The 24803-nt window shown below is 69.5% G+C and carries 27 protein-coding genes and 6 pseudogenes; 19 read left to right on the forward strand and 14 right to left on the reverse strand.

Annotation, left to right across the window (positions count from 1 at the left end):
- Nucleotides 1-53: 53 nt before the first annotated feature.
- The 3 genes from ACFWJO_RS35955 to ACFWJO_RS35965 all read right to left on the reverse strand — a co-directional run bounded on the left by ACFWJO_RS35955 (nt 54) and on the right by ACFWJO_RS35965 (nt 1636).
- Nucleotides 54-404 carry a hypothetical protein gene (locus tag ACFWJO_RS35955; RefSeq protein ID WP_384408066.1) on the reverse strand — a complete coding sequence of 117 codons (351 nt, stop codon included), beginning with the start codon at nt 402-404 and terminating at the stop codon, nt 54-56.
- 111 nt (nt 405-515) lie between these two features.
- Nucleotides 516-965: a hypothetical protein gene (locus ACFWJO_RS35960; protein WP_386872163.1), complete on the reverse strand. Its 450-nt coding sequence runs from the start codon at nt 963-965 to the stop codon at nt 516-518.
- Between the two features lie 77 nt (nt 966-1042).
- Entirely contained in the window at nt 1043-1636 is a 594-nt protein-coding gene (locus ACFWJO_RS35965) for a TetR/AcrR family transcriptional regulator (protein ID WP_386872165.1), read from the reverse strand.
- Between the two features lie 79 nt (nt 1637-1715).
- Between ACFWJO_RS35965 and ACFWJO_RS35970 the strand changes: the two genes are divergently transcribed.
- The 6 genes and pseudogenes from ACFWJO_RS35970 to ACFWJO_RS35995 all read left to right on the forward strand — a co-directional run.
- The gene (locus ACFWJO_RS35970) at nt 1716-2639 is read left to right on the forward strand and encodes an oxidoreductase (protein ID WP_386872167.1); all 924 of its coding nucleotides are present in this window, start codon (nt 1716-1718) and stop codon (nt 2637-2639) included.
- A gap of 76 nt (nt 2640-2715) precedes the next feature.
- Nucleotides 2716-2829: pseudogene (locus ACFWJO_RS35975) on the forward strand (helix-turn-helix domain-containing protein); the annotation flags it as partial.
- A 337-nt stretch (nt 2830-3166) separates the two neighbouring features.
- The gene (locus tag ACFWJO_RS35980; RefSeq protein WP_386872169.1) at nt 3167-3772 is read left to right on the forward strand and encodes an SMI1/KNR4 family protein; all 606 of its coding nucleotides are present in this window, start codon (nt 3167-3169) and stop codon (nt 3770-3772) included.
- 439 nt (nt 3773-4211) lie between these two features.
- Complete coding sequence (locus ACFWJO_RS35985) at nt 4212-4658, forward strand: hypothetical protein (protein ID WP_386872171.1); 447 nt, start codon at nt 4212-4214, stop codon at nt 4656-4658.
- Between the two features lie 67 nt (nt 4659-4725).
- Nucleotides 4726-5106, forward strand: a pseudogene (locus tag ACFWJO_RS35990) (DDE-type integrase/transposase/recombinase); the annotation flags it as partial.
- Between the two features lie 13 nt (nt 5107-5119).
- Nucleotides 5120-5212: pseudogene (locus tag ACFWJO_RS35995) on the forward strand (AAA family ATPase); the annotation flags it as partial.
- A 184-nt stretch (nt 5213-5396) separates the two neighbouring features.
- Here ACFWJO_RS35995 and ACFWJO_RS36000 read toward each other — a convergent pair.
- Nucleotides 5397-5621, reverse strand: coding sequence for a hypothetical protein (locus ACFWJO_RS36000; protein WP_386872173.1), 225 nt, complete (start codon nt 5619-5621; stop codon nt 5397-5399).
- Between the two features lie 303 nt (nt 5622-5924).
- On the opposite strand from ACFWJO_RS36000, the gene ACFWJO_RS36005 reads away from it, so the two are divergent.
- Entirely contained in the window at nt 5925-6068 is a 144-nt protein-coding gene (locus tag ACFWJO_RS36005) for a hypothetical protein (RefSeq protein WP_386872175.1), read from the forward strand.
- A 139-nt stretch (nt 6069-6207) separates the two neighbouring features.
- On the opposite strand, the gene ACFWJO_RS36010 is transcribed toward ACFWJO_RS36005, so the two are convergent.
- The 3 genes and pseudogenes from ACFWJO_RS36010 to ACFWJO_RS36020 all read right to left on the reverse strand — a co-directional run bounded on the left by ACFWJO_RS36010 (nt 6208) and on the right by ACFWJO_RS36020 (nt 8565).
- The gene (locus tag ACFWJO_RS36010) at nt 6208-6894 is read right to left on the reverse strand and encodes a pentapeptide repeat-containing protein (RefSeq protein WP_386872177.1); all 687 of its coding nucleotides are present in this window, start codon (nt 6892-6894) and stop codon (nt 6208-6210) included.
- Between the two features lie 233 nt (nt 6895-7127).
- Nucleotides 7128-7376: pseudogene (locus ACFWJO_RS36015) on the reverse strand (hypothetical protein); the annotation flags it as partial.
- Nucleotides 7377-8403: 1027 nt separating this feature from the next.
- A complete protein-coding gene (locus ACFWJO_RS36020; RefSeq protein ID WP_386872179.1) occupies nt 8404-8565 on the reverse strand; it encodes a hypothetical protein in 162 nt (53 codons plus the stop codon).
- Nucleotides 8566-9749: 1184 nt separating this feature from the next.
- On the opposite strand from ACFWJO_RS36020, the gene ACFWJO_RS36025 reads away from it, so the two are divergent.
- Nucleotides 9750-10316 carry a LuxR C-terminal-related transcriptional regulator gene (locus ACFWJO_RS36025; protein ID WP_386872181.1) on the forward strand — a complete coding sequence of 189 codons (567 nt, stop codon included), beginning with the start codon at nt 9750-9752 and terminating at the stop codon, nt 10314-10316.
- Here the strand turns inward: ACFWJO_RS36025 and ACFWJO_RS36030 are convergent.
- On the reverse strand, nt 10313-10771 hold the full coding sequence (locus ACFWJO_RS36030; RefSeq protein WP_386872183.1) for a VOC family protein: 459 nt from the start codon (nt 10769-10771) through the stop codon (nt 10313-10315). The genes ACFWJO_RS36025 and ACFWJO_RS36030 overlap by 4 nt on opposite strands.
- A 562-nt stretch (nt 10772-11333) precedes the next feature.
- Between ACFWJO_RS36030 and ACFWJO_RS36035 the strand changes: the two genes are divergently transcribed.
- From ACFWJO_RS36035 to ACFWJO_RS36045, 3 genes are all read left to right on the forward strand, one after another.
- Nucleotides 11334-11624: a CARDB domain-containing protein gene (locus tag ACFWJO_RS36035; RefSeq protein ID WP_386872185.1), complete on the forward strand. Its 291-nt coding sequence runs from the start codon at nt 11334-11336 to the stop codon at nt 11622-11624.
- Nucleotides 11625-12266: 642 nt separating this feature from the next.
- Complete coding sequence (locus ACFWJO_RS36040) at nt 12267-14093, forward strand: acyltransferase (protein ID WP_386872213.1); 1827 nt, start codon at nt 12267-12269, stop codon at nt 14091-14093.
- Nucleotides 14094-14155: 62 nt separating this feature from the next.
- Nucleotides 14156-14698 (forward strand): hypothetical protein, encoded by a 543-nt coding sequence (locus tag ACFWJO_RS36045; protein WP_386872187.1) that lies wholly within the window; start codon nt 14156-14158, stop codon nt 14696-14698.
- Nucleotides 14699-15341: 643 nt separating this feature from the next.
- Here the strand turns inward: ACFWJO_RS36045 and ACFWJO_RS36050 are convergent.
- From ACFWJO_RS36050 to ACFWJO_RS36060, 3 genes are all read right to left on the reverse strand, one after another.
- A complete protein-coding gene (locus ACFWJO_RS36050) occupies nt 15342-16061 on the reverse strand; it encodes an SGNH/GDSL hydrolase family protein (protein ID WP_386872189.1) in 720 nt (239 codons plus the stop codon).
- Nucleotides 16058-16582: a cupin domain-containing protein gene (locus ACFWJO_RS36055; protein ID WP_386872191.1), complete on the reverse strand. Its 525-nt coding sequence runs from the start codon at nt 16580-16582 to the stop codon at nt 16058-16060. Before ACFWJO_RS36055 ends, ACFWJO_RS36050 begins: the two co-directional genes overlap by 4 nt.
- A gap of 82 nt (nt 16583-16664) precedes the next feature.
- A complete protein-coding gene (locus ACFWJO_RS36060; protein ID WP_386872193.1) occupies nt 16665-17504 on the reverse strand; it encodes a helix-turn-helix domain-containing protein in 840 nt (279 codons plus the stop codon).
- Nucleotides 17505-17997: 493 nt separating this feature from the next.
- Here ACFWJO_RS36060 and ACFWJO_RS36065 point away from each other — a divergent pair, with 493 nt between their 5' ends.
- Nucleotides 17998-18135, forward strand: coding sequence for a hypothetical protein (locus tag ACFWJO_RS36065; protein ID WP_386872195.1), 138 nt, complete (start codon nt 17998-18000; stop codon nt 18133-18135).
- Nucleotides 18136-18351: 216 nt separating this feature from the next.
- Nucleotides 18352-18555, forward strand: coding sequence for a hypothetical protein (locus tag ACFWJO_RS36070; protein ID WP_386872197.1), 204 nt, complete (start codon nt 18352-18354; stop codon nt 18553-18555).
- A 206-nt stretch (nt 18556-18761) separates the two neighbouring features.
- On the opposite strand, the gene ACFWJO_RS36075 is transcribed toward ACFWJO_RS36070, so the two are convergent.
- Nucleotides 18762-19253, reverse strand: coding sequence for a hypothetical protein (locus tag ACFWJO_RS36075; RefSeq protein WP_386872199.1), 492 nt, complete (start codon nt 19251-19253; stop codon nt 18762-18764).
- A 209-nt stretch (nt 19254-19462) separates the two neighbouring features.
- Here ACFWJO_RS36075 and ACFWJO_RS36080 point away from each other — a divergent pair.
- The 3 genes and pseudogenes from ACFWJO_RS36080 to ACFWJO_RS36090 form a co-directional block, all read left to right on the forward strand.
- Nucleotides 19463-19661 (forward strand): annotated as a pseudogene (locus ACFWJO_RS36080) (hypothetical protein); the annotation flags it as partial.
- A 159-nt stretch (nt 19662-19820) separates the two neighbouring features.
- Nucleotides 19821-20297: pseudogene (locus tag ACFWJO_RS36085) on the forward strand (5-amino-6-(5-phosphoribosylamino)uracil reductase); the annotation flags it as partial.
- Between the two features lie 521 nt (nt 20298-20818).
- Entirely contained in the window at nt 20819-20986 is a 168-nt protein-coding gene (locus ACFWJO_RS36090) for a hypothetical protein (protein WP_386872201.1), read from the forward strand.
- Nucleotides 20987-21223: 237 nt separating this feature from the next.
- Here the strand turns inward: ACFWJO_RS36090 and ACFWJO_RS36095 are convergent, their stop codons facing one another.
- Nucleotides 21224-21757, reverse strand: a complete 534-nt coding sequence (locus ACFWJO_RS36095; RefSeq protein ID WP_386872203.1) for a hypothetical protein — start codon at nt 21755-21757, stop codon at nt 21224-21226.
- Nucleotides 21758-21954: 197 nt separating this feature from the next.
- Between ACFWJO_RS36095 and ACFWJO_RS36100 the strand changes: the two genes are divergently transcribed.
- Both ACFWJO_RS36100 and ACFWJO_RS36105 read left to right on the forward strand, forming a co-directional pair.
- Nucleotides 21955-22620: a hypothetical protein gene (locus ACFWJO_RS36100; protein ID WP_386872205.1), complete on the forward strand. Its 666-nt coding sequence runs from the start codon at nt 21955-21957 to the stop codon at nt 22618-22620.
- Nucleotides 22621-22731: 111 nt separating this feature from the next.
- Nucleotides 22732-22944, forward strand: coding sequence for a hypothetical protein (locus ACFWJO_RS36105; RefSeq protein ID WP_386872207.1), 213 nt, complete (start codon nt 22732-22734; stop codon nt 22942-22944).
- Nucleotides 22945-23345: 401 nt separating this feature from the next.
- On the opposite strand, the gene ACFWJO_RS36110 is transcribed toward ACFWJO_RS36105, so the two are convergent.
- Nucleotides 23346-23549, reverse strand: coding sequence for a peptidoglycan-binding protein (locus ACFWJO_RS36110; RefSeq protein WP_386872209.1), 204 nt, complete (start codon nt 23547-23549; stop codon nt 23346-23348).
- A 205-nt stretch (nt 23550-23754) separates the two neighbouring features.
- On the opposite strand from ACFWJO_RS36110, the gene ACFWJO_RS36115 reads away from it, so the two are divergent.
- On the forward strand, nt 23755-24114 hold the full coding sequence (locus ACFWJO_RS36115) for a hypothetical protein (protein ID WP_386872211.1): 360 nt from the start codon (nt 23755-23757) through the stop codon (nt 24112-24114).
- Nucleotides 24115-24803: the final 689 nt, after the last annotated feature.

Consider the following 24803-nt stretch of genomic DNA (forward strand, 5'->3'; position numbering starts at 1 on the left):
CCCCCCGGGCAAGGCCTGCCCTACGGTGGCTTCGTCCTGTCACGGAACCTGGTCTACTGGTGGCGCCGGTCCGTGAAGACCTGCTCGACGTCGGCTTCGATGACATCACGCAGGTCGCCGTCGTCCTCGGGTGCTTCGAGGCCGAGGGCTGCCACGACGCGGCGGTAGGAGGGGGCGAAGTCCGGGTCACCGGCTGCCAGCAAGGAGGACAGCGGCAGTTCGTCCTCGGCCGTCGTCCGGTCGACCATGGTCAGTACCTGCACGCGCTCGTGGGTGGTCAGACGGGGCAGCGCGGAGCCGAGCTGACTCTCCAGGCGGGCCCAGCTGGTGGTTGTCTGCTCCCGAGCGGCCTTCTTCAGTGCGCCGCGGACGGCGGCGGCCGCGGAGACGACGGGCGCGGGCACGCCGCGCCGAGGTCAGGTGCGCTCGGTTTGGACGGTGCGGGAGTCGCTTCGTCCGGCCACTGGGAGGGGTTGGCGAGCTTCCGGACCATTCATCGACATCGTGCCGCTCGGCTACGGACAGCAGGTCTCCGGCCTGTTCGGCGAGGGGCGCCAGCTCTTCGATGAGCTGTTTCTCCTCCGCGGCAGGATGCCCTTGACTCGCAGCCGGCAGATGAGACTTCTGGCCTGGGCCAGCGCCGTACGCCGGGCCTCTCGCTCGGCCCGTGTCAGCTTCGTGCCCGGGCGTGCCTGCGAGGCGGGCCTCTGGGGCCGGTCGGGGCGCCGCCGCGCTTCCCGAAGCAGGGCCTGCGCCGAGTCGAAGACGGCGGCCTCCTCCGCGGTCATGGCCTTGTCGTGCTTGAGGAGCTCGTTGACCTGCGGGACCAAGGTGCGAACCTCGAGGTCACGCCCGCGCTGCACGGCCTCGTTGATCCGAGTGAAGAGCACCCGCCGGACGCGGTCCTGACGGGTGATCCACTCGTCGGCGAGGCTGATGGCGCTCTGAAGGTGGTCTCGCGCCATCCCCTTGTCGCCAGTCTCTGAAAAATGACCCTCAGCCAGTTTCTGAAAACTGCCCCCTCTGATCATCCTGTGCGGCTCTATCGCGGCTCACAGCCGCGCAGGATGGACGCGATCAGGTCGTTCAGGCCGTGCTCGGCCAACTCCGGAGGCAGTACGCCGCTCACCGTCAGGCCGGCGTATCCGTGCAGCGCCGCAAAGACCGGTAGCGCAACACGCTCCAGCTGCCCCTCGCGCACTTCGCCGCGGCGTTGCCCGTCGCCGATCAGCTCCAGCAGGTGCTCGGACCACCGGTGGGCGGTCGCGCCCACAGCCGCCGACGCCTCCGGGCTGTGCTTGACCGAGAACATCAGGTCGAGCAGTGCGGCGTTGGCCACGGCGTAGCCCACGTAGGCGCGGGCCGCAGCATCCAGCCGGCCGGCGAACGCCTCACCAGCGCCTTCCTGTGAGGCTGCGATGGCCTCGGCGAGTCGCTCGAACCCGGTCAGCGCCAAGGCGTCCAGCAGTGCCTGCTTGGACTTGAAGTGGCGACTGGGTGCGGCGGGGCTCACCCCGATCTCGCGGGCCAGCTCCCGCAGGGACAGGGCGCCCGATCCCTTCTCGCGCAACGTCTGCTCAGCCCGTGCGAGGAGCGCGGCGGGGAGGTCTCCGTGGTGGTAGGGGCGGTTCGTCATGCCCCCAGCCTAGCCGGGTGTGAGCGACGCCCACATTGTTAATGTTGCACACATTGTGGTCAGTGCATACATTGGGGGCATGGCAAAGAACACGCACACCCAGCCCTGGAACACCACCGACATCCCCGACCAGACCGGCCGCACCGCCGTCGTGACCGGCGCCAACAGCGGCCTCGGCCTCGCTACCGCCGCGGCCCTGGCCGCCGCGGGCGCCCACGTCGTCCTTGCCGTACGGGACACCACGCGCGGCGAGGCCGCAGCCCAGGCGGTGAACGGCAGCGTCGAGGTCCGCCGGCTCGACCTGGCCGACCTCTCCTCGGTGCGCGAGTTCGCCGCCGGCTGGCACGGCGACCTGGACCTGCTCATCAACAACGCCGGGGTCATGAACGTCCCCGAGGGCCGCACCAAGGACGGCTTCGAGACGCAGTTCGGCACCAACTACCTGGGGCACTTCGCCCTGACCAACCTGCTGCTGCCGCAGATCACCGACCGCGTGGTGTCCCTGTCGTCAACCGCGCACAAGGCCCCGGGCAGCCCCCGCATCCACTTCGACAACCTCGACCTGACCGGCGAGTACGACCCGATGACCGCCTACAGCCAGTCCAAGCTGGCAATGCTGCTGTTCACCCTGGAACTCCAGCGACGGCTCGCCGCAGCCGGCTCGCCCGTCCGCGCGCTGGCCGCCCACCCCGGCTGGGCCGCCACCAACCTCCAGGGCAACGACGCCAGCACCCTGCGGCGCCTCTTCTTCCGCCTCGGCAACAAGTTCATCGCCCAGGACGGCCAGGCCGGCGCGCTCAACCCCCTCTACGCGGCCGTCCAGGACCTGCCCGGCGGCAGCTTCGTCGGCCCCGACGGCATGTTCGAGATGCGCGGCAACCCCGCCCTGGCCGGCCGCTCGGCGGCGGCCAGCGACCCGGCCACCGCCCACCGCCTGTGGACCGTCTCCGAAGAGCTGACCGGCGTCACCTTCCCGGAGCCGACCGCGGCAGTTCAGTCCTGAGCCTCCGGGAGCTCGGTTGAATTCGCGAGGTGGCTCGAACCCGCTGATCACGTGGCTCCCGAATTACCTGCTCAGGGTGCTGAAGGTGGAGGACTGGGCGGAGATACGTCGGCTGCATCGAGCAGAGGGCGTGCCCATCAAGGAGATCTCACGGCGGCTGGGGGTGGCCCGGAACACGGTGCGGGCCGCAGGGATGCGACTTCGACCGGCTTCGCACGGCGCTCCGCTCCCGCAACATCACACCATGCATCGCGCGCCGCGGCGTCGAATCCTCCCAGCGCCTTGGCCGTCATCGGTTGAACGTGGAGCGTACGGTGGCGTGGCTGTCCGGGTGCCGCCGTCTGCACCGTCGCTACGAGCGCAAGTCCGAACTCTTCCTGGCGTTCGTCGGCTTCGCCGCCGCCTGCTATTGGAGGCTGACAGTCTGACTGTCCAGCCCTCCGGGCTGGGATGATCCAATGCTGTACCGCGGGTATCCCAAGAGGGCTCGTTTCCCGCACAGGCGACACACATCAACGAGGAACGCCATGACCGACTACCTGGCCGCCACCATGGCGATGCTCGGCCCGGCCCAGAACCGCTACGCAGACCCAACCGCCTGGGACCGGCTCCACGCACAACTCGACATCCGGCTGCCGACCGACTATCAGGCCCTCGTGGACGCATACGCTCCCATCCACCTCAACGGCCACCTGTACCTGCTGCACCCCGCGACCGAGCGATGGAACCTGGACCAGTGGATCACGGACACGGTCCGTGCCTGGAACGACGTGCCCTGGGATGAACTCGACCTTGAGGCTGACGAAGATCCCCGTGCGCTGTTCGGAATCACGGAGCTGAGTTTCGGCACCCGCAATGGACTGTGGCCGATCGCCAGCTCCGACCGAGGCGAGACGATCTTCCTTATGGCTGTGGACGACACGGCCCCTTGGTTCCTGGTCGAAGACGGCGAAGGCGGCTGGGCACGGTACGACATGAGCTTCGCCGAGTGGCTCTACCGCTATCTCATCGGTGAAGACATGGCCGGCCCCAACACCTCCGCCTTCTACCCCGGCCCGGTACAGCTGTGCCGACTTCCGATGACCGCCGACGAACGGCCAGAACCGTGGAGCGGGCCGGACCGCGGCATGTAACCCTTCCGTCACGACGGCCACAGGCGACCACCAGCGCCCAGAGAACCAAACGAGATTAGCGGACGGCTGTGAGGACATCGACGACGATCGGGCAGCTCTACCAGTGCCTCCACAAGCGCGAACTCCTCGACGGGCCAGCGGCCTTCGCGGCCGGAGTGACCGCGGGCCGCCGCCTGACTCGATCGCGGCCTGCCATTCTGGCTGCCTGGCGGTTGGGGGAGAGATGACCGAGTCGATCGGCGGGTGGATGCGTGGTGAGGGCCGTGGCGGCTACGTAGGGGGACGGAGAACGCTTGTAGCTGAGTGGGAAGGGCACCCGCGCGCGGTGGATGCCTGCAACGTTGGTGAGATCTGGAACGCTGGTCCGCGTGTCGGACTAGCCTGGCAAAGAGGCTCGGCCGGGGGAGGGCGAGCGGCGGGCAAGAGGACGGGGGGTTTGGTGGGGACGATCCTCAAGGGCATGAGCCGCGTTCCGTGGCACGACCTGACGCACGCTTATGGATCCGCACAAGACGTTCCAGGCCGATTGTCGCGGGTGGCGTGGGGCGATGCCAGGACGAGTGCCGATGCGTTGAGTGATCTCGCGCTGTGGCTTGGTGAGCTGGCTGTCTTTGAGGCGACTGTCGCAGTTGTTCCGTTCCTGTGGGATCTCGCAGTGGCGGACAGCGTCACCAGCCGGCCCGGCGTGATCGAACTGCTGCAAGCCATCCTCGACCATGGCAACCCGCCGAAGATCGACGTGCAGCACGCGGCTCACCAAGCCGTACTCAGCGGCCGGGCCACGCTGGACACACTGACCGGTGATGAGGATCCCGCGGTGCGAGCAGCGGCCTGCGGCCTGGCGGCAGCGATCGCTAGCCACGCCTGCGAGGCCTGTCGTCCCTGACCGGCTGGCTGGCTGGCTTCCCCCGGTCAGGCGAGGCACATGAACTGAGCCGGCGCAAGCACTAGGCGGCAAGATCCTCTCTCACATGGGCATCGGGAAGGTCTACTCGTTCCACATCACGCTGTCGTACTCACGCGCCCCGTTCTGCTGCTTCACCACGAGCCAGGACCTCCAGACGTTCTTCGACTTCCACCGCCGCGCGTTCGCCGAGTTCGGCGGGGTGTCGTTGACGATCGTCTACGACCGGACCGAGACCGTCGTCCGACGCCACGTCGCCCCAGGTGTAGCGGTCCCGCTGCACCCGGAAGCGGTCGGGTTCGCCGGCCACTACGACTTCGACACCGACGTCCTGGCCGCCTACCGGCCCGCCGGCAAGGGACGTTTCGAGCGTAAGGTTCTGATCGTCCGCGACCACGCCCTGTCAGACCAGTCCTTCTCCTCCGTCGAGGGATGGACGCTGACTCCACCACTGGGAAGTGATCTCCATTAACGGCCCCAGCTACCGGCTGAAGAAGCGCCTCAAGGCCATCGAGCGAGAGAACGACGTGGTCTGACCGCTGCGATCAGGGCACCGGGCTCTCACCTGGGGGGATGAAGGCGTCGGCGCCATCAGCATCGTCGACATGCCCCTGGTCATCGACCGTGATGCGTTGCCCGCCCCTGCGACGTGATGAGCCAGGCCAGCACGTGTTCCGTCAGCGGCGTTCCACCCGGGCCCTCGTCCTTCCAGTGCACCCGTCACCCTCCACCAGGCACCGCGGCCACGACCTGATCGGCTCGCTCCAAGTGGGAGAAGTCCTCGTAGTCAGTCACCGCACGCAGGGCACCACGCTTGGGATCGACGACCAGAGCCGTCCCGGTCACCCGGTCCCAGCCCTCCACACGCACCATGCGGCCGATCTCCGTGTCGGTGCCACTGAAGATCGCGGTCCAGCCGGTCTGATTGAAATAACGAAGAGACACCGTCCCATCATCTCGAACCACGACGCTCGCGGTTTACAGGGCTCCTTGCTCTGCCCGTTCATCGGGTCTGTCGCTGATCTTGTGATCGGTCACCACGAGGGCCTGTCAGTGGTTCCGGATAGCATCGCTGCGCTTCGCGAGGCGACACGGGCGAAGAAGGTCACCGCAGTGAAGACCGTCACGTCCTCCCGGCGCCGCAATCCGTGTGGCCAGCAGGCGTGCCTAGGCGCTGTCCGGTCGATCCGAGAACCGGTCTCCCACCCGTGCCTGGGGCCCGCGCTCCCTCTGAGGAGTGCGAGCCTCATGCATGCCGCGGTCAGGCGGCAGGGTTTTGGCCGCCGGCTGTTGCTCGACGGGGTGCGGGACCGCGAGTGCGGTGAGAGCGAAGGTGAGCACGGCGATGCCGTCCACCATGTTCTTGATCACGGAGGCATGGATGGCGGCTGACCGATCTGCAGGGCAGGGCTTCCGGGCTTCCGGCGGGTGACGAGCCGTTCGGGGGGAACGGATTCGCCGCAGAATCGGTGCGCCTGCGACACGTCCTCAGGCGAACGGTGGCTTGGCGAGTTCTTCGAGTCCATTGTGGTTAGCGGACGCCGGTCGTGTCCTCAGTGATGTGGGATCCCTTGAGGTCATGCAACCGAGCATTTTCCAGGTGCGCACCGTCCAGGTTGGCGTCAGTGAAGTTTGCACCCCATAGCATCGCCCCGCGAAGGTCGGCGCTGACCAGGGCTGCTCCGGCCAGGTTTGCGTACCCGAGTTGTGCGCCTGAGAGATCGGTACCGTACAGGGTCGCGCGGCGCAGGTCCGAGCCGGTCAGATTGACGTCGTGCAGGTCCACGCCGCGCAGGTCGAGGCCGCTCAGGTTGGAACGGCTCAGGTCGGTGCGCTGACCGGCTGCGTCGTGCTTGGGGTTTCGGCGCGCGAGTACGCTGAGCGCTGCCAGCATGTCGGTACCTGGCTGCCGAGCGGTGACGCCGGCCGCCGAGGCGGTGAGATCGGGTTGGGGGATCGTGCCGGCCTTGTTGCGCACGAAGGCCGAGAGGACTTCGACGATGGTCGGTTGGTCCGCTGGTGAGTCGCGCATGACCTGTCCGAGGGCGTAGACCCCGCCCAGACGGACGTCGATGCCAGCGGCACCGAGTTGTTCGACGGCCTTGCTGAAGCGCTCGGTCACCTGTCCCTGGCGGGTAACCTCGATCTGCCTGCTCGTGGAGGCAGCCGACAGGGCGTTGAAGATCAGTGCTCCGAGGGCTGCCACGACCGCGGTCACGACGCCGGCCCATGCCAGCCAGTCTCGATGTCGCCCGGATACTGCCGAAGCGGGTGCCACTCGGGGGCTGGTGTAGCTGGACCTTACGGAAAGGCGATGCAGGACCGCCCGATTGGGTCTCCACATGCCCTGAATCGTAGGTGGCTGTAGCGAACAGGACGCCGTGGCGCGCGGGTTTCCAGAGTTGAGGAGCCGGCCGGAAGAATCCCTCGTCAGATCGCCCTGCCCCATCCTCACAGGAACAACGCGGGCACGAAGTAGTCGCATGATCGACCGGACAAGTCCTCGTCTTCTGAGTCAGGAATTCTGTTCAGATATGAGGCGAGGCGTTCGAGGATCTGGTCCGCCGTCTTGGTCCAGACGTAGGGCTTGGGGTCGGTGTTCCATGCGGCGATCCAGGTCCGGGTGTCGTTCTCCAGGGCCTGGGTGGTCGTGTGGATGCTTCGCCGTATCTGTTTGTTCGTCAGCTCGGCGAACCACCTCGCCCCGCCCTCCGTTCTGTTCCGAGCGATTCCCGCCGTGTACCGCGGGCTGCGGCCCGGCGGATGGTCACCCTGCAGGTGCCGACGTACCGGGTGGGTCCGCTGCCGGACGCCGTGACGCGCTGGCGGGTCGTCAGCGACGGCGGAACCCTGGACGATGCTCGCCGTGTGCGGACGTGGTCGAGGAACTGCGGCAAGCGGGTTTCGCCCGGGTGTCGCGGCTCGGACCCGCGGTCCCCCCCCGGGCCGGTGAGCATCGTCGCGGGTGAGAAGTCCGGCAGGTGAGTAGCCGGGCCGGGATCCTCCGGCCGGTTTGTATATTCGGCCCATGTCGCGTACGTGGCCGTTCGGGGGCAGGGCACGGGAGACCGAGCGCATCCGCCGGGTCCTGGGCGAGGGCCGCAGCGTGGTGCTCGCCGGTCCGGCCGGGGTCGGCAAGAGCAGGTTGGCCGCCGAGGCGGCGTCGGGCGCACCGCGGGTGCGCGCGACCGAGGCGGCCGCTTCGCTGCCGCTCGGTGCCTTCGCCCCGCTGCTGCCCGCGGGGGATGCCGGGGACAACTTGCTCGGATGGGCGGCCCAGGCCGTACGGACCGCGGTCGGGGACGACGTCCTGGTCGTGGACGACGGCCACTTGCTCGATCCGGCGTCGGCCGCGCTGCTGCGGCAGCTCTCCGATACCGGGATGCGGATGGTGGTCACGGTACGGACCGGGGAGCCGTGCCCGGACGCGGTCGCGACCCTGTGGCAGGAGGACCGGGCCGTGCGCATCGAGGTCGGTCCCCTCCCGGCCGCGGAGGTCGCCGGCGTGCTGGAGTCCGTGCTGGGGGCGCCGGTCGCGGCGGGGACGGCCGGACGGCTCGCCGAGCTGAGCCGGGGGAACCCGCTGTACCTGCGGGAGCTCGTGGCCGGTGCGCTGGAACGCGGGACGCTGACCGCCGTCGACGGCCTGTGGCGGATGGACGGGTCGGTCGAGCTGTCCGGCCGGCTGTCCGAGCTGATCGCCGCCCGGATCGGCGACCTGACCCCCCTACAGCTGGAGGTCCTGGAGCTGGTCGCGCTCGGCGAGCCGCTCGGACTCCTCTTGCTGGCCGCGCACACCGACGAGACGGCGCTCGAGCAGGTCGAGGAGCGCGCCCTTGTCCATGTCGCCTCGGAGGAAGGGCGGCGCGTGACCATCCGGCTGGGGCATCCCCTGTACGGGGAGGCAGTGCGCGCGAGCATGCCGCGCCTGCGCCGCCTGCGGCGCTACCGGCAGCTCGCCGAGATGGCCGAGTCCACCGGGCTGCGCCGGCGGGAGGACGCACTGCGCCTGGCGCTCTGGCGTCTGGAGAGCGGGACCGCCACCGACCCGGAGCCGCTGATCGCGGCGCTGCGGCTGGCCTGGGCGGCCCACGACTACCCGCTCGCCGAGCGCTTCGGGCGGGCCGCGATGGAGGCGGGCGGCGGGCCGCAGGCGGCGGTCCTGTACGCGCCCGTGCTGGGCTACGGCGGCCAACTCGACCGGGCCGAGGCGGTGCTGGCGTCCGTCTGGGACGAGCCGTGCGACGAACGCACCCGGACCCTGATGATCTCCTCCCGGCTCAACACCCTCGCCGTGCTGGGACGGACCGATGAGGCGATCGCCATGGTGGAGGAGGCCGCGCGCACGTTCACGGCTGAGGAGAACCGGCAGGAGATGACGTTCTGGCAGGCCGGGGTGCACTTCGCCCTCGGCGACTTCGAGGCCGCCCTCGCCCTGGCGGACACGATCGTCGCCGCTCCCGTCAGCGTCCCGATGGAGGCGCAGGGACACGGACAGCGCGCCTGGATCCTGGGGTTCCCGGGGCGTCCGCTGGACGCGATCGCGGCGACCGACCGCGCGCTGGCCACCCGGGAGCAGTGGCAGGACGCGGTGCCCGTGTACCACCGGGCGCTCCTGGAACTGCGCCGGATAGCGACGATCTTCGCGGGGGATCTCGCCGGGACGGCCGAGGTGGTCGAGGAGATCAAGACCGTCGGCGCCGGGGCCGGGGACTGGGCGGTGGCCCGGTCGGAGAGCGACCAGGCCGAGGGCGTCCTGGAGAGGCACCGGGGCCGGGTCAGGACGGCGCTGCGGCTGCTGACCGCCGAGAACGCCGCGGCAGCGCTCAGCGACCACCACATCCAGCGCTCGGCCGAGGTCGCGATCACTGCCGCGCTCGCCGGGGACGCCGGCACTGCCGCCACCGCCCTGGAGCAGGCGGAGCAGTCGGCTCCGCTGGTCGTACTCGGCTTCGGCGCGGACCTGGCCCGGCCCTGGGTCGCCGCCGCCCGCGGCGAACTGGACGTGCCGCCGAACTCGCCCTGGACGGCGCCCGGCGGATGGGGGAGGCGGGGGCATACAGCCAGGAGGTCGTGGCGCTCCACGATGCGGTGCGGCTCGGAGCCGCGGGACCGGCGGCGGAGTCCGCCGCCGGATCCCGCACGGGCTCCGTCGCGGACCGGCTCGCCGAGCTCGCGGGCTGCTGCCAGGGCGAGTTCGTCGTCGTGGCAGCAGCCCATGCCGCAGCGGCCGCCGGAGGTGACGGGGCGGCGCTTGTGCGCGTCGCCGGTGAGTTCGAGCGGCTCGGGTTCGTCCTGCTCGCCGCGGAGGCCTCGGCTCAGGCCGCCGCAGCCTTCGAGGCCTCCGGACGCCAGGCTTCCGCCCGTTCGGCAACGACCCGGGCGTGGGTGGCGGCATCGGCCTGCGAAGGGGCGATCACGCCCGCTCTCGCCCGGCTCAGCGCGCCCCAGCTCACCGACCGTGAACTGGAGATCGCCCGCCTCGCCGCCGACGCGAGCAACAAGGAGATCGCCTGCCGTCTGGTGCTGTCCGTCCGGACGGTGGAGAACCATCTGCACGCCGCCTACACCAAGCTCGGCGTCACGAGCCGCGTGGAACTCAAGCAGGTCCTGCGGCCGCCGGACCTCGACCTCGGTTAGCGCAGCAGGGTCGAAGGATCAACCGGGTTGGAGGAGGAGATCACGCTGCCGTGGCCGAGGGTCTCGGCCGCGACGGCCTCGTCCGGCGCGTACAGCCGGATCTGCATGCCGTCAGGGTCACGGAACCCGAGGGCGTGGCCTCCTGATGCGCGGAGCACCGGTGTCCGCAGGATCCCGAGTCGGCCCAGGTGGGCGTCCCACGCGTCGAGCGCCTCTCGGGTGGTGGCCAGCGCGAACGGGTCGGCATCGTAGTTCACCCAGGCGGGGTGCTCCCTGAGAGCGATCTTGAGATCGGTGCACGGAAGGCTGAACTGCATGCCCCGCACGACCCCGTCGTCGTCCTGGAAGCTCAGCTCGAGCCGGAGGCTGAAGACCCGCTTGTACCACTGCGCGCTGCGCGCCAGGTCCGTCACGAAGATCTTGATGTGGCGTACGCCGCTGATGACCGCGTCCATACCTTGATGGTGACTCCTCGCGGGCGGGTGGCGGTTGAGTGGTGCACTACTCAGGTGGTGGCGTGCGGGCGGACCAACGATGACATGGCGGCCGTTCGAGAAGAAGCACACCCACTCCGACAGGGAAAACGCCATGAGAAGCCACCACATCCGGAGTTTCGCCGTGCCCACGACCTGCGCGCTGGCCCTGTTGCTGGCTGCTTGCGTACCGGGGGTCAGGGAGGGGAAGGGCACCACGCCGACAGCGAGCGGGGGCGGTTCCACTACGGGTATTTCCACGACAGGCGGCTCCACCACAGGCGGTTCTACCAGGCGTGGCGGCGGGACCACCTCCTCCGCCACACCGACCAGAACGGCCTCGATACCTCCGACTCCCGCCCCCACGACCAGGCGCCCCACGGGTGGCCCCACGCCCAGTGGCGTCCCCACGGCCGGCCCCGGGGACGACGGCGGCCCCGCGCCGTCGGGTGACCTGTGGTCCGCTGGCCTCGAAGGTTGTGTCTACGACCCCTACCACGAGGGCGGCTGGGTGGCGGTGGGCCTGAACCTGCGGTGGTCCGGCATGCAGCAGCCCTCCCGCGACACCGGATGGATGGTCCCCTTCCGGTCCGAGAAGTACGGGACACAGGTCAACGGCCGCTTTGCCTCGGAGTCCGGCGGGCGAGGGGGCACCGCCTACCTCTCCGTCCCCTTCAGCCGAGCGGACCTCGGCCGCACGATCACGGTGACCATCACCATCGATCCGGACAACGCCATCCGAGAAACGAACGAGAACAACAACGTCGGCCGGTACTCCGTGACGCTTCCCAAGTCGGCGGAGACCGCCGAACGAGTGCAGTGCCAACCGGTCTGACAGCCTGTCGCCACGCCTGCGGCGGTGCGGTGGCGGTGGTCGGTCGTACCGGCAGGGCTTGTGCGTGTCCGCTGCTGGGGTCGACGTGGCGGCGGGTTAGGCGTCGCTCCGTGCGGGGTCTTCAGCCGGGGGCGGCGTCGGACACGGCGGTCGGCGTCGAACACGGCGGTGCGGGTGGCTTTTGGGCGGGGGTTCCCCGGCTTGGTGTCCGGTCGGCTGATGTGGTGCCTGCTGGCCGGTGGCGCGGTCGATTTTCTCCCGGCCGCCGCGCGGGTGCTGGGGGCAGCATGGCGTACGGCGCGCCTGCCGCCTGCCGCCTGCTGCCTGCCGTCTGTTGGTCGTGGGCCGGGGCCGGGGCCGGTCCGTCCCGTGCAGGAGTTTGCGGAGTTTCTGGCTTTGGCGGAACGGTGCTGCGGGCAGAGTCTGGTTGCGTGGTGGGCTCTCGCCGCCTGTCTGCTCCACGCCGCCGGATCCGCTCGCCGCTGCGCAGGACGCGCGGCACCGGTTTGGCCGCGGCCTCCTGGGCTCCCGTACCCGGCGGCCCGTCTCCCGCATGTTCTATGTGAATTCCACATTCAGCATGCTAGTTTGGTATGCGTGATGGGTGTGGAGGATATCCTTCGGCTTACGGTGTCCGCGTTGATGACGCAGAGCGGTGAGCGGCAGGGTGACTTGGCTGCGGGGCTGGGGCAGTCGCAGGCGCAGGTCTCGCGTAAACAGGCGGGGAAGGCTCACTGGTCGCTGGAGGATGTGGACCTGCTGGCTGCGCATTACCGGCTGCATCAGCTTGACCTGCTGGCCGGTCCGACTCATGCGGTGGGCGTGTTGCACGGTGCGGTGCCCAGTCTTCAGGCCGGTGCGCAGGCGCTCGCCGTATCGCCTCCATCCCCAACCTCCCTGCCCGCGCCCGCAGCGCATCGCGAGCTCGAGCCTGAGGCCGAGGCCGAGTCGGCGAAGCTGGTCGCGCGAGAGGTGCGGCAGGGCCCGTCGTCCCTTACTGGTCCGGTGTGGCGGCCGTGTGTGCTGTGCGGGCAGCCGGCCGTGGATGACGTCGACGGCTTTCCGCAGCACCTGACCTCGGCGGAGTGCGCGGCCGCCGTTTCCCTCGCCGGCGCAGCGGCCGCGGCAGGCACGCCCGCGCCGCCGCCCGCCCTCCAGTCGCCGTCGCCCGCCGTCCAGCCGCCGCCCGCCCTCCAGTCGCCGTCGCCCGCCGTCCAGCCGCCGCCCGCCCTCCAGTCGGCGGCGTCCGCCGTCCACGAGTCGGCGTCGCTCGCCGTCCAGCCGCAGCCGCAATCGCCGCCTGCCGCCGTCCAGCCGCAGACGACCGCCCTGGCCCCCGCCCAGCCGGAGCCGCAATCACCGCAGCCGCCGCAATCGCCGTCGCCCGTCGTCCAGACGCAGACGACTGCCCTGTCCTCTGGCGAGCTGCCGACGTCGCAGTCGTCTCCCGTGCCTGTGCCCGAGGCCGCTGTGCCGCCGTCGGTGCCGGCCGCGTCGGGGCGGTCCGCTCCGGGGTACGCCTCTGGGACGCTGGTCGGGCATATCACCGATCGCGTGTATGAGGTCCTGGCCGCCTGCGCGGGCGACGTCGAGGCGGCCCAGGCCGCGCTGGTCAAGGCCGCCATTCCGGACGTGATGGCACTCCTCAAAGCGTCGCGGGTCGGTGGCCGGTACGAGCATTCGGAATTTCCGCCGACCGCCGACATCCTTCGCAAGAAATCGCAGAAGGGTGCGGATGAAATCTGGGAGGGCCGCCCGAAGTGGCGTAACCCTCAGCTTTTCTCGGCGGCGAAGAAGGGCGAGCGGATCGAGGTGACCGCGCTCGACATGAACGCCGCCTACCTCTCCGCGCTCAAGTGCTGGCTGCCGATCGGCCAGCTCCGCGAGGACACCAGCGGCGTGCACGATCCGAAGAAGGCCGGCGTGCACCTGATCACCCCGCCCGCCTGGGAGTACGCGGACCTGCCCAACCCGCTCGGCCACCGTATGGAGCCGGGCGAGTTGTGGGTGAGCGAGCCCACCCTGCGCCTGCTGCTCGACTGCACACGCCAGGGTCTCGCCGACGCTCCCGTCATCCACCGGTCCCTGGTCTCCGGCGCGTCCGAGGCGCTGTTGGAAAAGCTGCGCCGCGCTCTCGCGGAAACCCGGAAGACCGCGCTGGCCGAGGGTGACGATTTGACCGTGGCCTACGTCAAGGCCATGTACTCTAAATTCGTGTCCACCATCGGAGAGTCCAGTTCGAACCGTGAAATCCGTCGCCCGGACTGGATGCACATCATCCGCGCGAAGGCGTTCGCGAATCTGTGGATGAAGGCGCACAAGGCACACAAAGCCGGTCTCCAAGTGGTGGAGATTTCCGGCACGGACGAACTTCACGTGACGGGGGACTGGCGGGCTGTTTTCCCGGAGGGCCGGGATCTGAACCAGGTCAAGGAAAAGGACACATACATTCTCGGCGGTAGGCGGTAATGGCGGGATCTCCGGAACTGTGGGCCCGGTGGGGCGAATTCGGCAAGTTCGACACCCGGGGTATGAAGGGTGGTGAAGCCCTGGTTCTCGAACTCAACCGGATCGTCTACTCCTCCGGCATCTCCTCCCCGGTGACGTCGAAGCGCGGGCTCTCCGCCCGCCTGCGCTACCTCGACAGTCCAGCCGGCCGCGAGGCCTTGAGGGCGCAGGGCGTACCGCCGCGCACGATCCGGTCGTGGATGAAGAACAAGGGGAAAATCCGCCCGACGCCCAGGAGCCTCGAACGGATCGACGCCGCCTACTGGTCCAGGCGCCGGGAGAACCTGATCCGCTCGGGCTGGCTGAAGCGCCACCTGAACAACAAGGGCCAAGGCCGGCGGATGGAGATCTACCCCGTGGACCAGTCCCAGATGGACGAGAGGTTCCGACGCCCCACCGTCTCGCAGCGGTCCATCACCGTCCGCTACGTCTGGGACGACCTGGTCGACGCCTACGCCACCCGGAACGCCGATCTGCTGGACGAGATCTGGGACGACGTCATCAGCGACCTCGACTCCGACTACAACGCCTACGCCTACGTCTCCTCGGTCGGCATCGCCGCCTGAGACACCGCCCACCGCCCGGCGCCTGAGACACTGCCTGCTGCCTGCCGCCCGCTCCCGCCGCCTGCGCCGGGGGCGGGCGCTTGTCTTTCCCTTGGACGTCTTCGTGCTGCATGACACGACGACGTCCACCACGGCGACGCCCACCGGGCTGCGGACGTCGACCAGCTCGAGGCCGCTTGGGCCCTCGCCGGCTGCTCCGCAGTGCGCACACCGCACTGCGGCGAGCGCATCACTCCGGACGGTCGGGGCGGCACATGGTTCGGGCCGGTTCCCGCGCCGGGCCAGGACCGGCTGTCCGTACCCGTGTACCACCTCGGCCGTACCCCGTGCCGCGTCGCCGGAGGCCTGCCGCCCTTGCCCCTGATCCGCTCGTCCGGCCCCGCTCCGGCCCCGCGCCCCTGACCCACCCCTGCCCCGCGCCCCTGTCCCGCTCCTGCCCCGCCCCTGATCCGCTCGTCCGGCCCCGGCTGGACTCTCGAACGGGTCGCGGTCGACGACAGCGGCCGCCACGGGACCCGCGTGCCAGGAGCCCTCGCGGTGGTGACGCAGCCAGACAAGCCGGACGGCGTAGGCGTTGACCGCCTGGATGGATGCCACCTCCGCGCGGTAGAAGGCATCCCACTGGCCGGGGGGCCGGAACCAGCTACGCGCTCCGGGTCAGCAGACCGGCGTCGATGACCTCGGCGATGAGGGTGGCGCCGCGGCTGTTCTGGTGGATGTGGTCGGTCGTGAGCAGGAGACCTCGCCGCCGCGAGATGGTGTCGAGGCTGCGGCGCAGCACTGCGTGCTGGACGAGGACGCCGACGGCCGCTGCGGGCGTCACCTCCCGGTAGGCAATCGGCGGCGGGTCCGCTTGGCGCAGTTCCTCGATCTGGCGTTCGTGGAGCGGAAGGTAGGCCACCTCGTGGGTGGCGGCGACCTCGGCGATCATCCGGCTGTACGCCTGCGATGCCTGTGCCGCTGCTCCGTGGAGTTGTTGGCCGAGTACCGGTAGCGACAGCAGGCCGATCGTCGCGTCGGTCTCCGCTCGCAGCCGTGCGACGACGGCTTCCAGGCACTGTTGGAACCAGCCTGCCGACGGGCGTTCGGGGAGCTGTTTGCGCTTCATGGCCTGCTCGACGGGGTAGCCGGCAAGGCTCGCCCGGGCGTCGTTGGTCCCGATCAACACCGTGATCACATCGGGTGGGTTCGTGACGACAGCATCGAGGCGCTGCAAGAGGTTGTAGGCGAAGTCGCCGTTGGCGCCGAAACGGGCAAGCCGCACGTCACTGGCAGGGTGGCGTCGTCGGAGAAGATCCAGGTAGTCGACGCTGAACTGCGCGCGGGTGAGGCTGTCGCCGAGGCACGCGATACGTGTCGTCACGGCGCTACCTCCGGGCTGGGCATGCCGACGCGTTCGGCCGGGCGAGTGCCGGCCCGAGGATGGGTGTCGGTCCGAGGGCGGTGGTCGGTCCGAGGACGGGTGTCGGTCCGAGGACGGTGGTCGCTGCCCAGGGTCGCAGTGATGGCCAGGAGGGACGCCGGCCCCTCCATGTCGACCACGTGCCACACCCCGGCCGGATTGATGGTGGCCTCGCCCGGCCCGAGAAGAACGCGGTCGGGCACCCCGTCCACGTCGCGGATGACCGTCACGGACCCGCTGAGGCACACGACCAGTTCGTCGCCTGCAGGGTGGCGCTCCCAATGGTCGCCAGGCCCGTCGCCGTCGAAGATCATCACCATCCGGCCCTCGGCGCCGTCTGCCGCGACCACGGCGCTGTAAGCCTGGAGCACCTCCGGGTCCCAGGCGAAGCCCTCGATGGGTTTCGCCCTCGAGCCCAGTCCGAGGTGCACGGGGGTGGTCCGCAGGTCCATGGCATGACGTTCGTGGTTGAGAAGTCTCATGCCGACGATCGTCCACGCCGACGATCGGGCGGTCTTGAAGAAAAGGGAAGACAAGCCGACGCGACGGGCACACGGCCGGCGGCTACCGGGCCGCGAGGAGGACTTCGCCGCGACGCCAGGCCGTCGGCGACCGGCCCGTGAACTCGCGCCAGTCCCGCACAAGATGGGCCTGATCGGCGTAGCCGGAGACGGCTGCCACATCGCCCCACGGGAGCGGGTCCCGCGCCGCCGCCAGTTCGTGCGCGTGCTCGAAACGCAAGACCCGAGCGAAGGTCTTCGGCGACAGGCCCATCTCACCGCGAAACCGCTCGGTGAAATACCGACGGCTCCAGCCGAGCTCCGCGGCGAGCGCACCGACCTGGACGCAACCCCGCGCGGCGACGAGGCGGCGCCACGCCTCGGCCACCTCGGGGCGCAGCCGGCGCGAACGGTCGCCGCAGTCGCCCCGGCCGACAACCCGAAGGAGCAATTCGTCCAGCACGGTGAACCGCGCCGCCCATGTCGTCGCCGATCGGAGCCGGTCGACCAACTCGGCGGCAAGCGCTCCGAGAAGCTCGTCAAGGGGGACCAGCCGGTGGGCAAGCTCTACGGCGGGCATACCGTAGACGGCCCGGGCCCCCAGCGGTGTCAGCGACACCTGAACACCTCGCTGGCGTCCGTCGTGATGGATCGCGACCGACCGGCACATCAGACCACCGGCCACGCTGCCGAAGCGGGCGACCGGTGACCCGTCGTCAACGCCCGCCGCCACCTCCAAAGGACCCGACAGACTGATCACCACAGTGAGCGCACGGCTCGGCGGCCCGCAGTGCACCCCCGCCGGGAGCCCGCGCAGATCGAAGCCGACATACGAGTCAACGTACTGCCGCAAGACGGGCGCCGGATGTACACGGATCCCGGACGCGGCTGTATGGTCCTCCATTTCCGTCAGTGTACGAGCCGCCCAGCCCAGGAACATCACCAATCCAAGGGCTCATCACCGCCGTTCGCCGGCTGGCGACGCGGCTCGAACCGGCACCCCGTCACACAGCGCTACACGCCTGTTGGCCATAGCCATACGAGAACAGGGCCGAACAGACGCGCGTCCCTCTGAAACACGGGGACCGAGTACTCAGGACCTCACGACCATCCCGTTACCCCTGTAGCGCGTACCTCGGTCACACCCCAACCCGTCGGCTACCCCGCAAGCGGGCGCCACATCCCGCTCCAATTCCCCGATTCCACCCCGAGAATCCGCGAACCCGCCGGCCCGGCGCCGCACCGACTCCGACCAGGTCGTCCGCCTCGGCTGGATCACCCCCGTCAGCACGCTCGACATCAACGACAAGCACCACGGCGTCACCACCGTCCCGCTCTACGCCGCCGAGCACATCGCCCCGCTCCCGCTCACTCGCCCGGCCGCGGACTGGCACGCCGTGCATACCGTCACCCCTGGCCCCCGCTCCCCGCTCCCCGCCCTCACCACCGCCGTTCCGGGCGAGGACCCGGTGCTGCTGGCGGAAGCGGAAGTCGTCCGGATCGCCGGTGCCGGCCGAGCCCCGGTGGTGAACTGACGCCACCGGCACGACGACCTCCCCGACCCGTGAACGGCACCACCGCGCACCCCGAGGCCGACCGGCAGGCAGAGTGGCCGCCTGGCTCCTCGAACACGACAAGATCGCCGCCCCCACAGGTATGCCCGCCGCCACACTCGTAGTGGTGCCGTATCTCGACACAGGGATAGGAGCGGCGGTTCCGGCCGGACGATCCGTCCTCTGGACGATCCGTCCTTGGAGCCGACCGACGACGCCGAGAGCGAGGACCGACTATCCGGCTGGATGACCGACGACGCCGCCGACACCCTCGCCCGCCTGACCACCGACACCACCGGGGCATCCATCCGCCGGCTCACCGCGCCCGGTACCGACCCGCTCGCCGTTCCCCACGGCCTGCAAGTGATCGACCGGTCCCAGTCGGCTCGGGCGACCTGCTGATGACGCTCGCCTGGCCCGGCCGCCTACGCGGTCGCCGCACAGCGCCCCGCCAGCACACTGGTCCGCCACGGGTTGCCGTACACCGCCCCGAGCACCGCGTGTGTCTGCGCGCAGCAGGCCTGCGCCGGCCACATCCCACCCCGTACCGCGCCGGCCACGGCCCCGTTCAAGGCGGCATTGCCGTCCTAGCAGTACCAGCGCTTCTGTCACCCGCTGTTGAGCTCAACGCAGTGAGGAAGCGACTCCCACTGCGGCAGCCATTCGGTGGCTGTCCCGCCGGCCAGCGCGAGGTGGAACCAGTCGCTGAAGCCGAGGTCGGTGTCGTGCCAGTCCGCCCAGCCGCGGCGGAACGCCGAGACCGTCCAGGTCCCACCCTCACGGGGAACGAGGAACAGCTGGTCGCCCTCGATCGTGTTCCCCCAGACCAGAGCCCCGCCCGGGGTCGGCAGGACCACGTGGGGAACCGTCCGGGACGCCTCCAGCAGCCGGCCCATCCCGTCGGCGTAACCGCGCAGGGTCCTGGCCCCGCAGAAGTAGATGTAGTCCGAGACGACCGTGTCGCCGTACGCGCCGGCGACAGCGATGAAGTCCTCGGGCAGGGTGACTGACCATGTCGAAGCGACCTCTTCGATCAGGCGCCCCTCGTCATGCCGAACGGGAGCCCCGAGCAAGGCAACGAAGTCGCCGACAGTCTTCACCGAGTCTCCTACCCGTCCCAGGCCCCACCCTGTGGTGAGGCCAACGTGAACCGATACTCGACCAGGCCTCTTGAAGCCGTCACCCCGGGGCCGAGAAGCACCGTCCTGGACAAGGAGGTGTACCGGGCGCGGCTGCCCTTCCCACAGCTGCCCCACTGAGGGCGAGGTTCCCTCCCGCCGTGGAGGTGTTGAGGCCGGCGCAGGAATAAGACCGCTGCTTCCTGGAGCTGATGGACCACGGCATCGAGATCGAGCGCCGGGTCCGCGACGGCCTCCTGGAAATCGGCGAAGCTCGGCATCCCGCCGCTGGTCACCAACGATCCGCCCTACACGTACGCGCACGAGGCCGCCGCCCACGACGCCGTGCTGTGATCCAGACCGGCAAGAACCTCTCCGGCCCGAACCGACCCGAACCATTCGGGACCCATGTCCCCACGGCGCCAGCGGAGCCGAACAGGCGGGGCAGCTCAACCCGCCAGCCCGAAGCCGCCGCCAGATCGGCGACGTGGTACTCCGGCGTTACGTCTGCAAGGACATCTCGACGGAGCCCCGATGAGCACCCCTCCCATCGCGAGCGCGCCAGGCGCCGGCCGCACACCGAACACCGCCGACCGAGCCTGGCTCGCCCTCGCCTGCGAGCTCGCCAACCTCTGCCCGCCTTCAACGACCGCGTTCTCCGTCGGAGCGGTCATCGTCGCCGTGGACGGCACCGAGCTCGCCCGCGGCTACTCCCGTGAGCACGACCCGCTCAACCACGCGGAGGAAGCCGCGCTCGCCAAGGTCCCGTCCAACGACCCACACCTCGTGACCGCCACGATCTACAGCTCGCTCGAGCCCTGCGCGAAGCGAGCCTCCCGACCTCGCCCCTATGCCCAGCTGATCCGCGACGCCGGTATCCGCCGCGTCGACACCGCCTGGCGCGAGCCGGACACCTTCGTCCCCGGCGCCGAAGGAACCGAGCTCCTCGAGGACGCCGGCGTCACCGTCGTCGAGCTGCCCGACTTCGCCGACACCGCTCAGCAGCCGAACCAGCACCTGCTCTGACCCTCCTCTCATGAGGTGGCGTACGGCTGTCAGTGCCGTACGCCACCATCCCCACGCCAAACGGGCCGGTTACCGCCTTATCGCTGCCTGACTGAGTGGACATCAACGTATGGGCGAAGAGGCACGGCACGCGGTGGCACCGGGGAGAAGCTCGGTTCACGTCGAAGTCGTGAACCCGAGCCAGCCCGCCGAGGAGATTCGTCGGGCCTGGCAGCGGTCAGGGTCGCGACCGCATCGATCCGGCCAACTTGGCGACGAACTACTTAGCAGGATTTAGCAGGAGTTTGTCCCTGGCCGCTGTTGGTTGGTCATTCATCGCGTTTCGTCGCGTTTCACCTGCAGAGATGCCGTCCTGGCGGCTTCCGATTCACGTCCTCGACGAGGCCTGCTGGCACCCCTACGCTCCAGCCACACCCCGGACCGGGGATGCCTACCGACACCCTCACGCCCTCCCGGAAGGGAACTTCGTCATGCCCGCGTGGCCGCGTATCGCCTGTCCTGTCTGCTACCGCGCCGTCGCAGTGAATCCGAGCACCCGGAGAATCGCCGATCACAAGCACCCGCGCCCCCGCGAGCGCGCCCTGGACTTGGCGCTGTGCCATGGGTCCGAGCGCGAGGTGGAACTGGACGGGGTGATGTTCCTGCCCTTCGAGAAGGCCGGCCCAGCGGAGGAGGAGCTGCTGTTCTGATCCGCGCAGCGGCTGCCTTCAGACCTCCACGAGTTCCTTGAACGCCACCAGCACCACCAGCCAGTCGCCCGGACGGTAGGAGTTCGCGCCCGCCCGGGCCTGGTCGGCGTTGAACGTCGTGACGCGTGCCGCCCTGGTGGTCAGTCAGGGTCGCGTCACCCCAAAAGAGCCTGGCTGCCCCCCGGCCCGGGCCCCCGGCCGAGCCCCCTCCGGCCGACGGGCGGCGCCGCTGACGGGCTATGCCTCGGCAGTCTCTTCTTCCCTCCCAGGCTTCTCGTAGTCGTCGATCCAGATCGTCTCGTGTGTGCAGCCGCCCGACGCGTGCCGGCGGGAGTTGCGGCAGTGGTCGCGCCAGTGGCCTCCGACGGGGCCACCGCGCCGCGGCCGGGCTGGGCCGCTCGCACCGTCAGACCCGTCCGGTTCCTCTTCCCCCTCCGTGGAGAGCGGGCCGGAGGTTCCCTCGATTTCGTCGCGCGCGGCGGCAGCAGCTTCTTCGAGGATGCGTGCGACGTCCGCCAAGATGCCGGTCGGCTTCGGGGTCTCGTCGCCGGTCTGGCGCTCGCCGTCGTCGTTGGCCGCGTTCGCGCGGCGGGCGTAGGCGACCGCTCCGGCCGCGGCTGCGGCGGCCGCCACACCGATCACGCCTGCTTTCCAGGCCGGGGAGCGCCTCTTCCACGCACCGGCCGCGCGCTTCAGCAGCGGTTTCCTCTCGGCGCCGGCTTCGTTCGGCATCTCGGATGGCGGCTCGGTCGGTTGCGGGTCGTCGGCCATGCGTCCCCCTCGGCGGAGAGTTGCCAGGGCCGCTCATTCTGTCAGCGCTCCTCCTAGAACACCCAGGGCTACGAAGCGACCGTCGGCGTCGAGCTGCAGGACCCTTGGGCACGCTGGAGGATCAGCGCGGCGTGGCGGCTGGTTGCTTGATCGCGAGTCCATGCAAGGTGGCGGCATCCTCAAGAAGGAGCGCGCGCATGGGACAGGAGCCGCCGCCAAGCAACGGTGAGCCGGGAGACGAGGAAAATCCTGGCCAGGTCCGTCGAAGTCGTCTGCAGAACTGGCAGACCCTACTGGCCGCGCTCGTTGCTGCGGTGGCATCGATTGTCGGCATCCTGCTCATGAGGGGCGCCGACACAGGCTCACAGCCAGACCCAACTCCTGAGTCCGACGAGATCCGGCAGGAGGCGTACATCACCAAGGCGTGGTCCGGTCCCCACCCCAGACTTCCCTCACCAGCGGTGATGTACCACCTTGAGGGGAAGTTCAAGAACCTCGACCCCGGGACAACCGTGGTCGGTCGCCTGGGGCCCGAAACGGGCGCCGGCGCACAGCAGTGGGTCATGGCCAACGCCGTCCTGGACAGAGCACGCAGTACGTGGAAGGTGGACCTGCGGCTACAGCGCCCAGGCAAGCGAATCCTCTACCAAGTTGGCACAGCCTCGGCGGATCTCTATGCGGGCTGCCCTGCCGAGACCGCATGCCTCGTCGGCGAGCCGGAAGCCAGCCCACCCCCCGCAGAAGACGGGGGCGGCACGGGAGATCCTGATCAAGCCTCGCCGGACGGGTTTACCCCCACTACTCCCCTCACTGACGCAAGGACCGGCCAGACGTATTCGTCGCCCCCGCCTCCCGAGCCCTGAAGGCGACCGCAAGCGGCGAGGCTGCACCGGCCACGGCGACCTCCGAGACTGACTGCCTGCCCTCGGCCGCCTGCGCTAGCCTCAGGCTGTAACCGACCGGTGGAGGCCCCGGTGGCGCACCTCATCTTCGACGAGGACGAGCAGCAGCAGCTGCGTGCGTCCGCCCGCGAGCACGTCGCGGCCGGCGAGGGCCTGCTTGCCTACGCGCTGGAGCAGCTCGCGGCCGAGCGCATCGATCTGTCGAAGGTCACCCCGTACGAGGAGATCCAGGCCCGGTACGGGCTCGGCGAGGCGGATGCCTCCCGTACGCCCGGCTCGGCCTGATGCTGCCGAAGCACGGGCCCTGGCCGGCGCACGTCGTTTCGCACGACGTCGCGGAGCGGCAGAAAGACGCGATGACCGACGCCGAGCGCTAGGTCCTGGACGCGGCGATCGTCCGCCTTTCCCTCGACCACCGGATCGGTACCCGGGTCAAGGGCAAGCTCGAGTGGGAGTACCGAGACGAGCGGGTCCGAGTCGTGTACATCCCGACCGTGGTCGGAACAATCATCTTGGTGGCGTACATCGAGGTCGACTGACCAAGAGCTTTGGCGTTGCAGAGGACCTTGGCCCTGGACCCTTGCCACGTGGGCGCGGCAGGCCTGCGGGCCCGTTACGACGACGGCCCGGTCGCCGGCCTCGGGAGGCGGGGCGGCCTGGGCCGTTCCTCGGTTGGTACGGGTGGGTTAGTGGCCGCAGCCGGGCTTGGGGTAGTCGAGGTACTTCCACGTCTCGGGGCCGACCTGGCCGTCCACGCGGATACCGGAGCAGCGTTGGACGGCCTTCACGCCAGCCTCGGTCTCCGCGCCGAACTTGCCGTCCTCGACCAGGGTGTAGTCGTAGTTGTGGTTGAGCAGGCATTGGACCTGCGCGACGTTGGTACCCACCATGCCCCTGGCCAGGACCACCCGGCGGTTGGGCTTGTAGTGGGCACACGCGGCGCGTCCCTCCGCGCCGAGCGCCGCGGATGTCGTCGGCGCCGTGGAAGGTGCGGGAGCGGTCGTCGTTGCCCCTGCCGTGGGTGGCGACGTCTGAATCTGTGCCGAGATCGAGCTGTCGGGATCCACCAGTGGGGTGCGGGATAGGTTTTCTGTCATGACCACACCCCGTTCGCGCTCCCGTCTTGATCTCTCGCTGGTTGATCGGATTCGGCAGTCAGCCGTCCGCATGCAGGGCTGGGGGTTTGGCCTGTGCGCTGTCGCTGCCGTGCTATGGGTGTGGTTCGGGGTGATGCTCCTTGTGCCGTACACCGCCGGCGAGAGCGACAGAGATTGCAAAGCCCGCATCACCAGTGAGCATCTCCACGACAACGACTCAACTTGCGTTCAGGAGCGCGACTGGCCCGAGCTCCTGGGCATCCTCGCCCTTTCCATCCCCTTTGCCGTCGTCGGGGTCACGCTCTACAGCCGCGGCTCGCTCACGTACCGCCTGGCCCCGCTCCTCGCCCGGGGCTGACCAAACCATGGAGGTCCGTATCGGGCCGCCGTAGTTCGGTCAGCTTGCCCGAGTGGGCGGAGCCTCACTAGCGCGGCGGCCTCAGCCAGCACCCCTCGGCGGCGGCACGGTCCCTACCAGGCTGAGGGTTTTTCTTATGCAGTTCTGTCATTCACTTTTGATGGGCTGTCTGGCGGCTTATTCGTTTGTGTTTTGAGGTTTCGTCATGGAGGTTTGCTGGGTGGTGGGTTGGCAGGGGTTTTTCCGGAGTCGTTCTCTCGATTTCCGACATTCAAAGCCGTGTAAGTGGTGTAGACCTGTCGGTGTGTTGAGGGGATGGGGGTGTGTTGCTGCGTGTGACTGGCGTTCGGGGTACCGGCAAGCTGGATACGGGCCCGGCTCCGGCTGCATACTGTTGCTGACTGGGAGCGCAGGAGCGCGACCGGAGCCCTTCGGCCCCGCAGGGGACGAAGGGAATCCTCTCGGGGATTCAGTGGCCGTTCAGTTCTATGACCGGGTAAAACGCACCGCGCAGCGGGGCGTTGAGCCGCCGCTGGCTCTCAACTCACTGGCCGCGCACCCAGGCCGGTCGCACCGGCCCGCCGTCACCGCAGGTGACGGCCCGTCGGGTCACTTTGTCGGGCGCCGCGCAGCGGCGCCGCATCGTTGGGAGTGACGCAGTCACTCCGCGTCGTGTCTCCGCAGGAGAC

The sequence above is a fragment of the Streptomyces sp. NPDC127092 genome (genome assembly GCF_042722475.1).
In the GTDB taxonomy this organism is placed as follows: domain Bacteria; phylum Actinomycetota; class Actinomycetes; order Streptomycetales; family Streptomycetaceae; genus Streptomyces.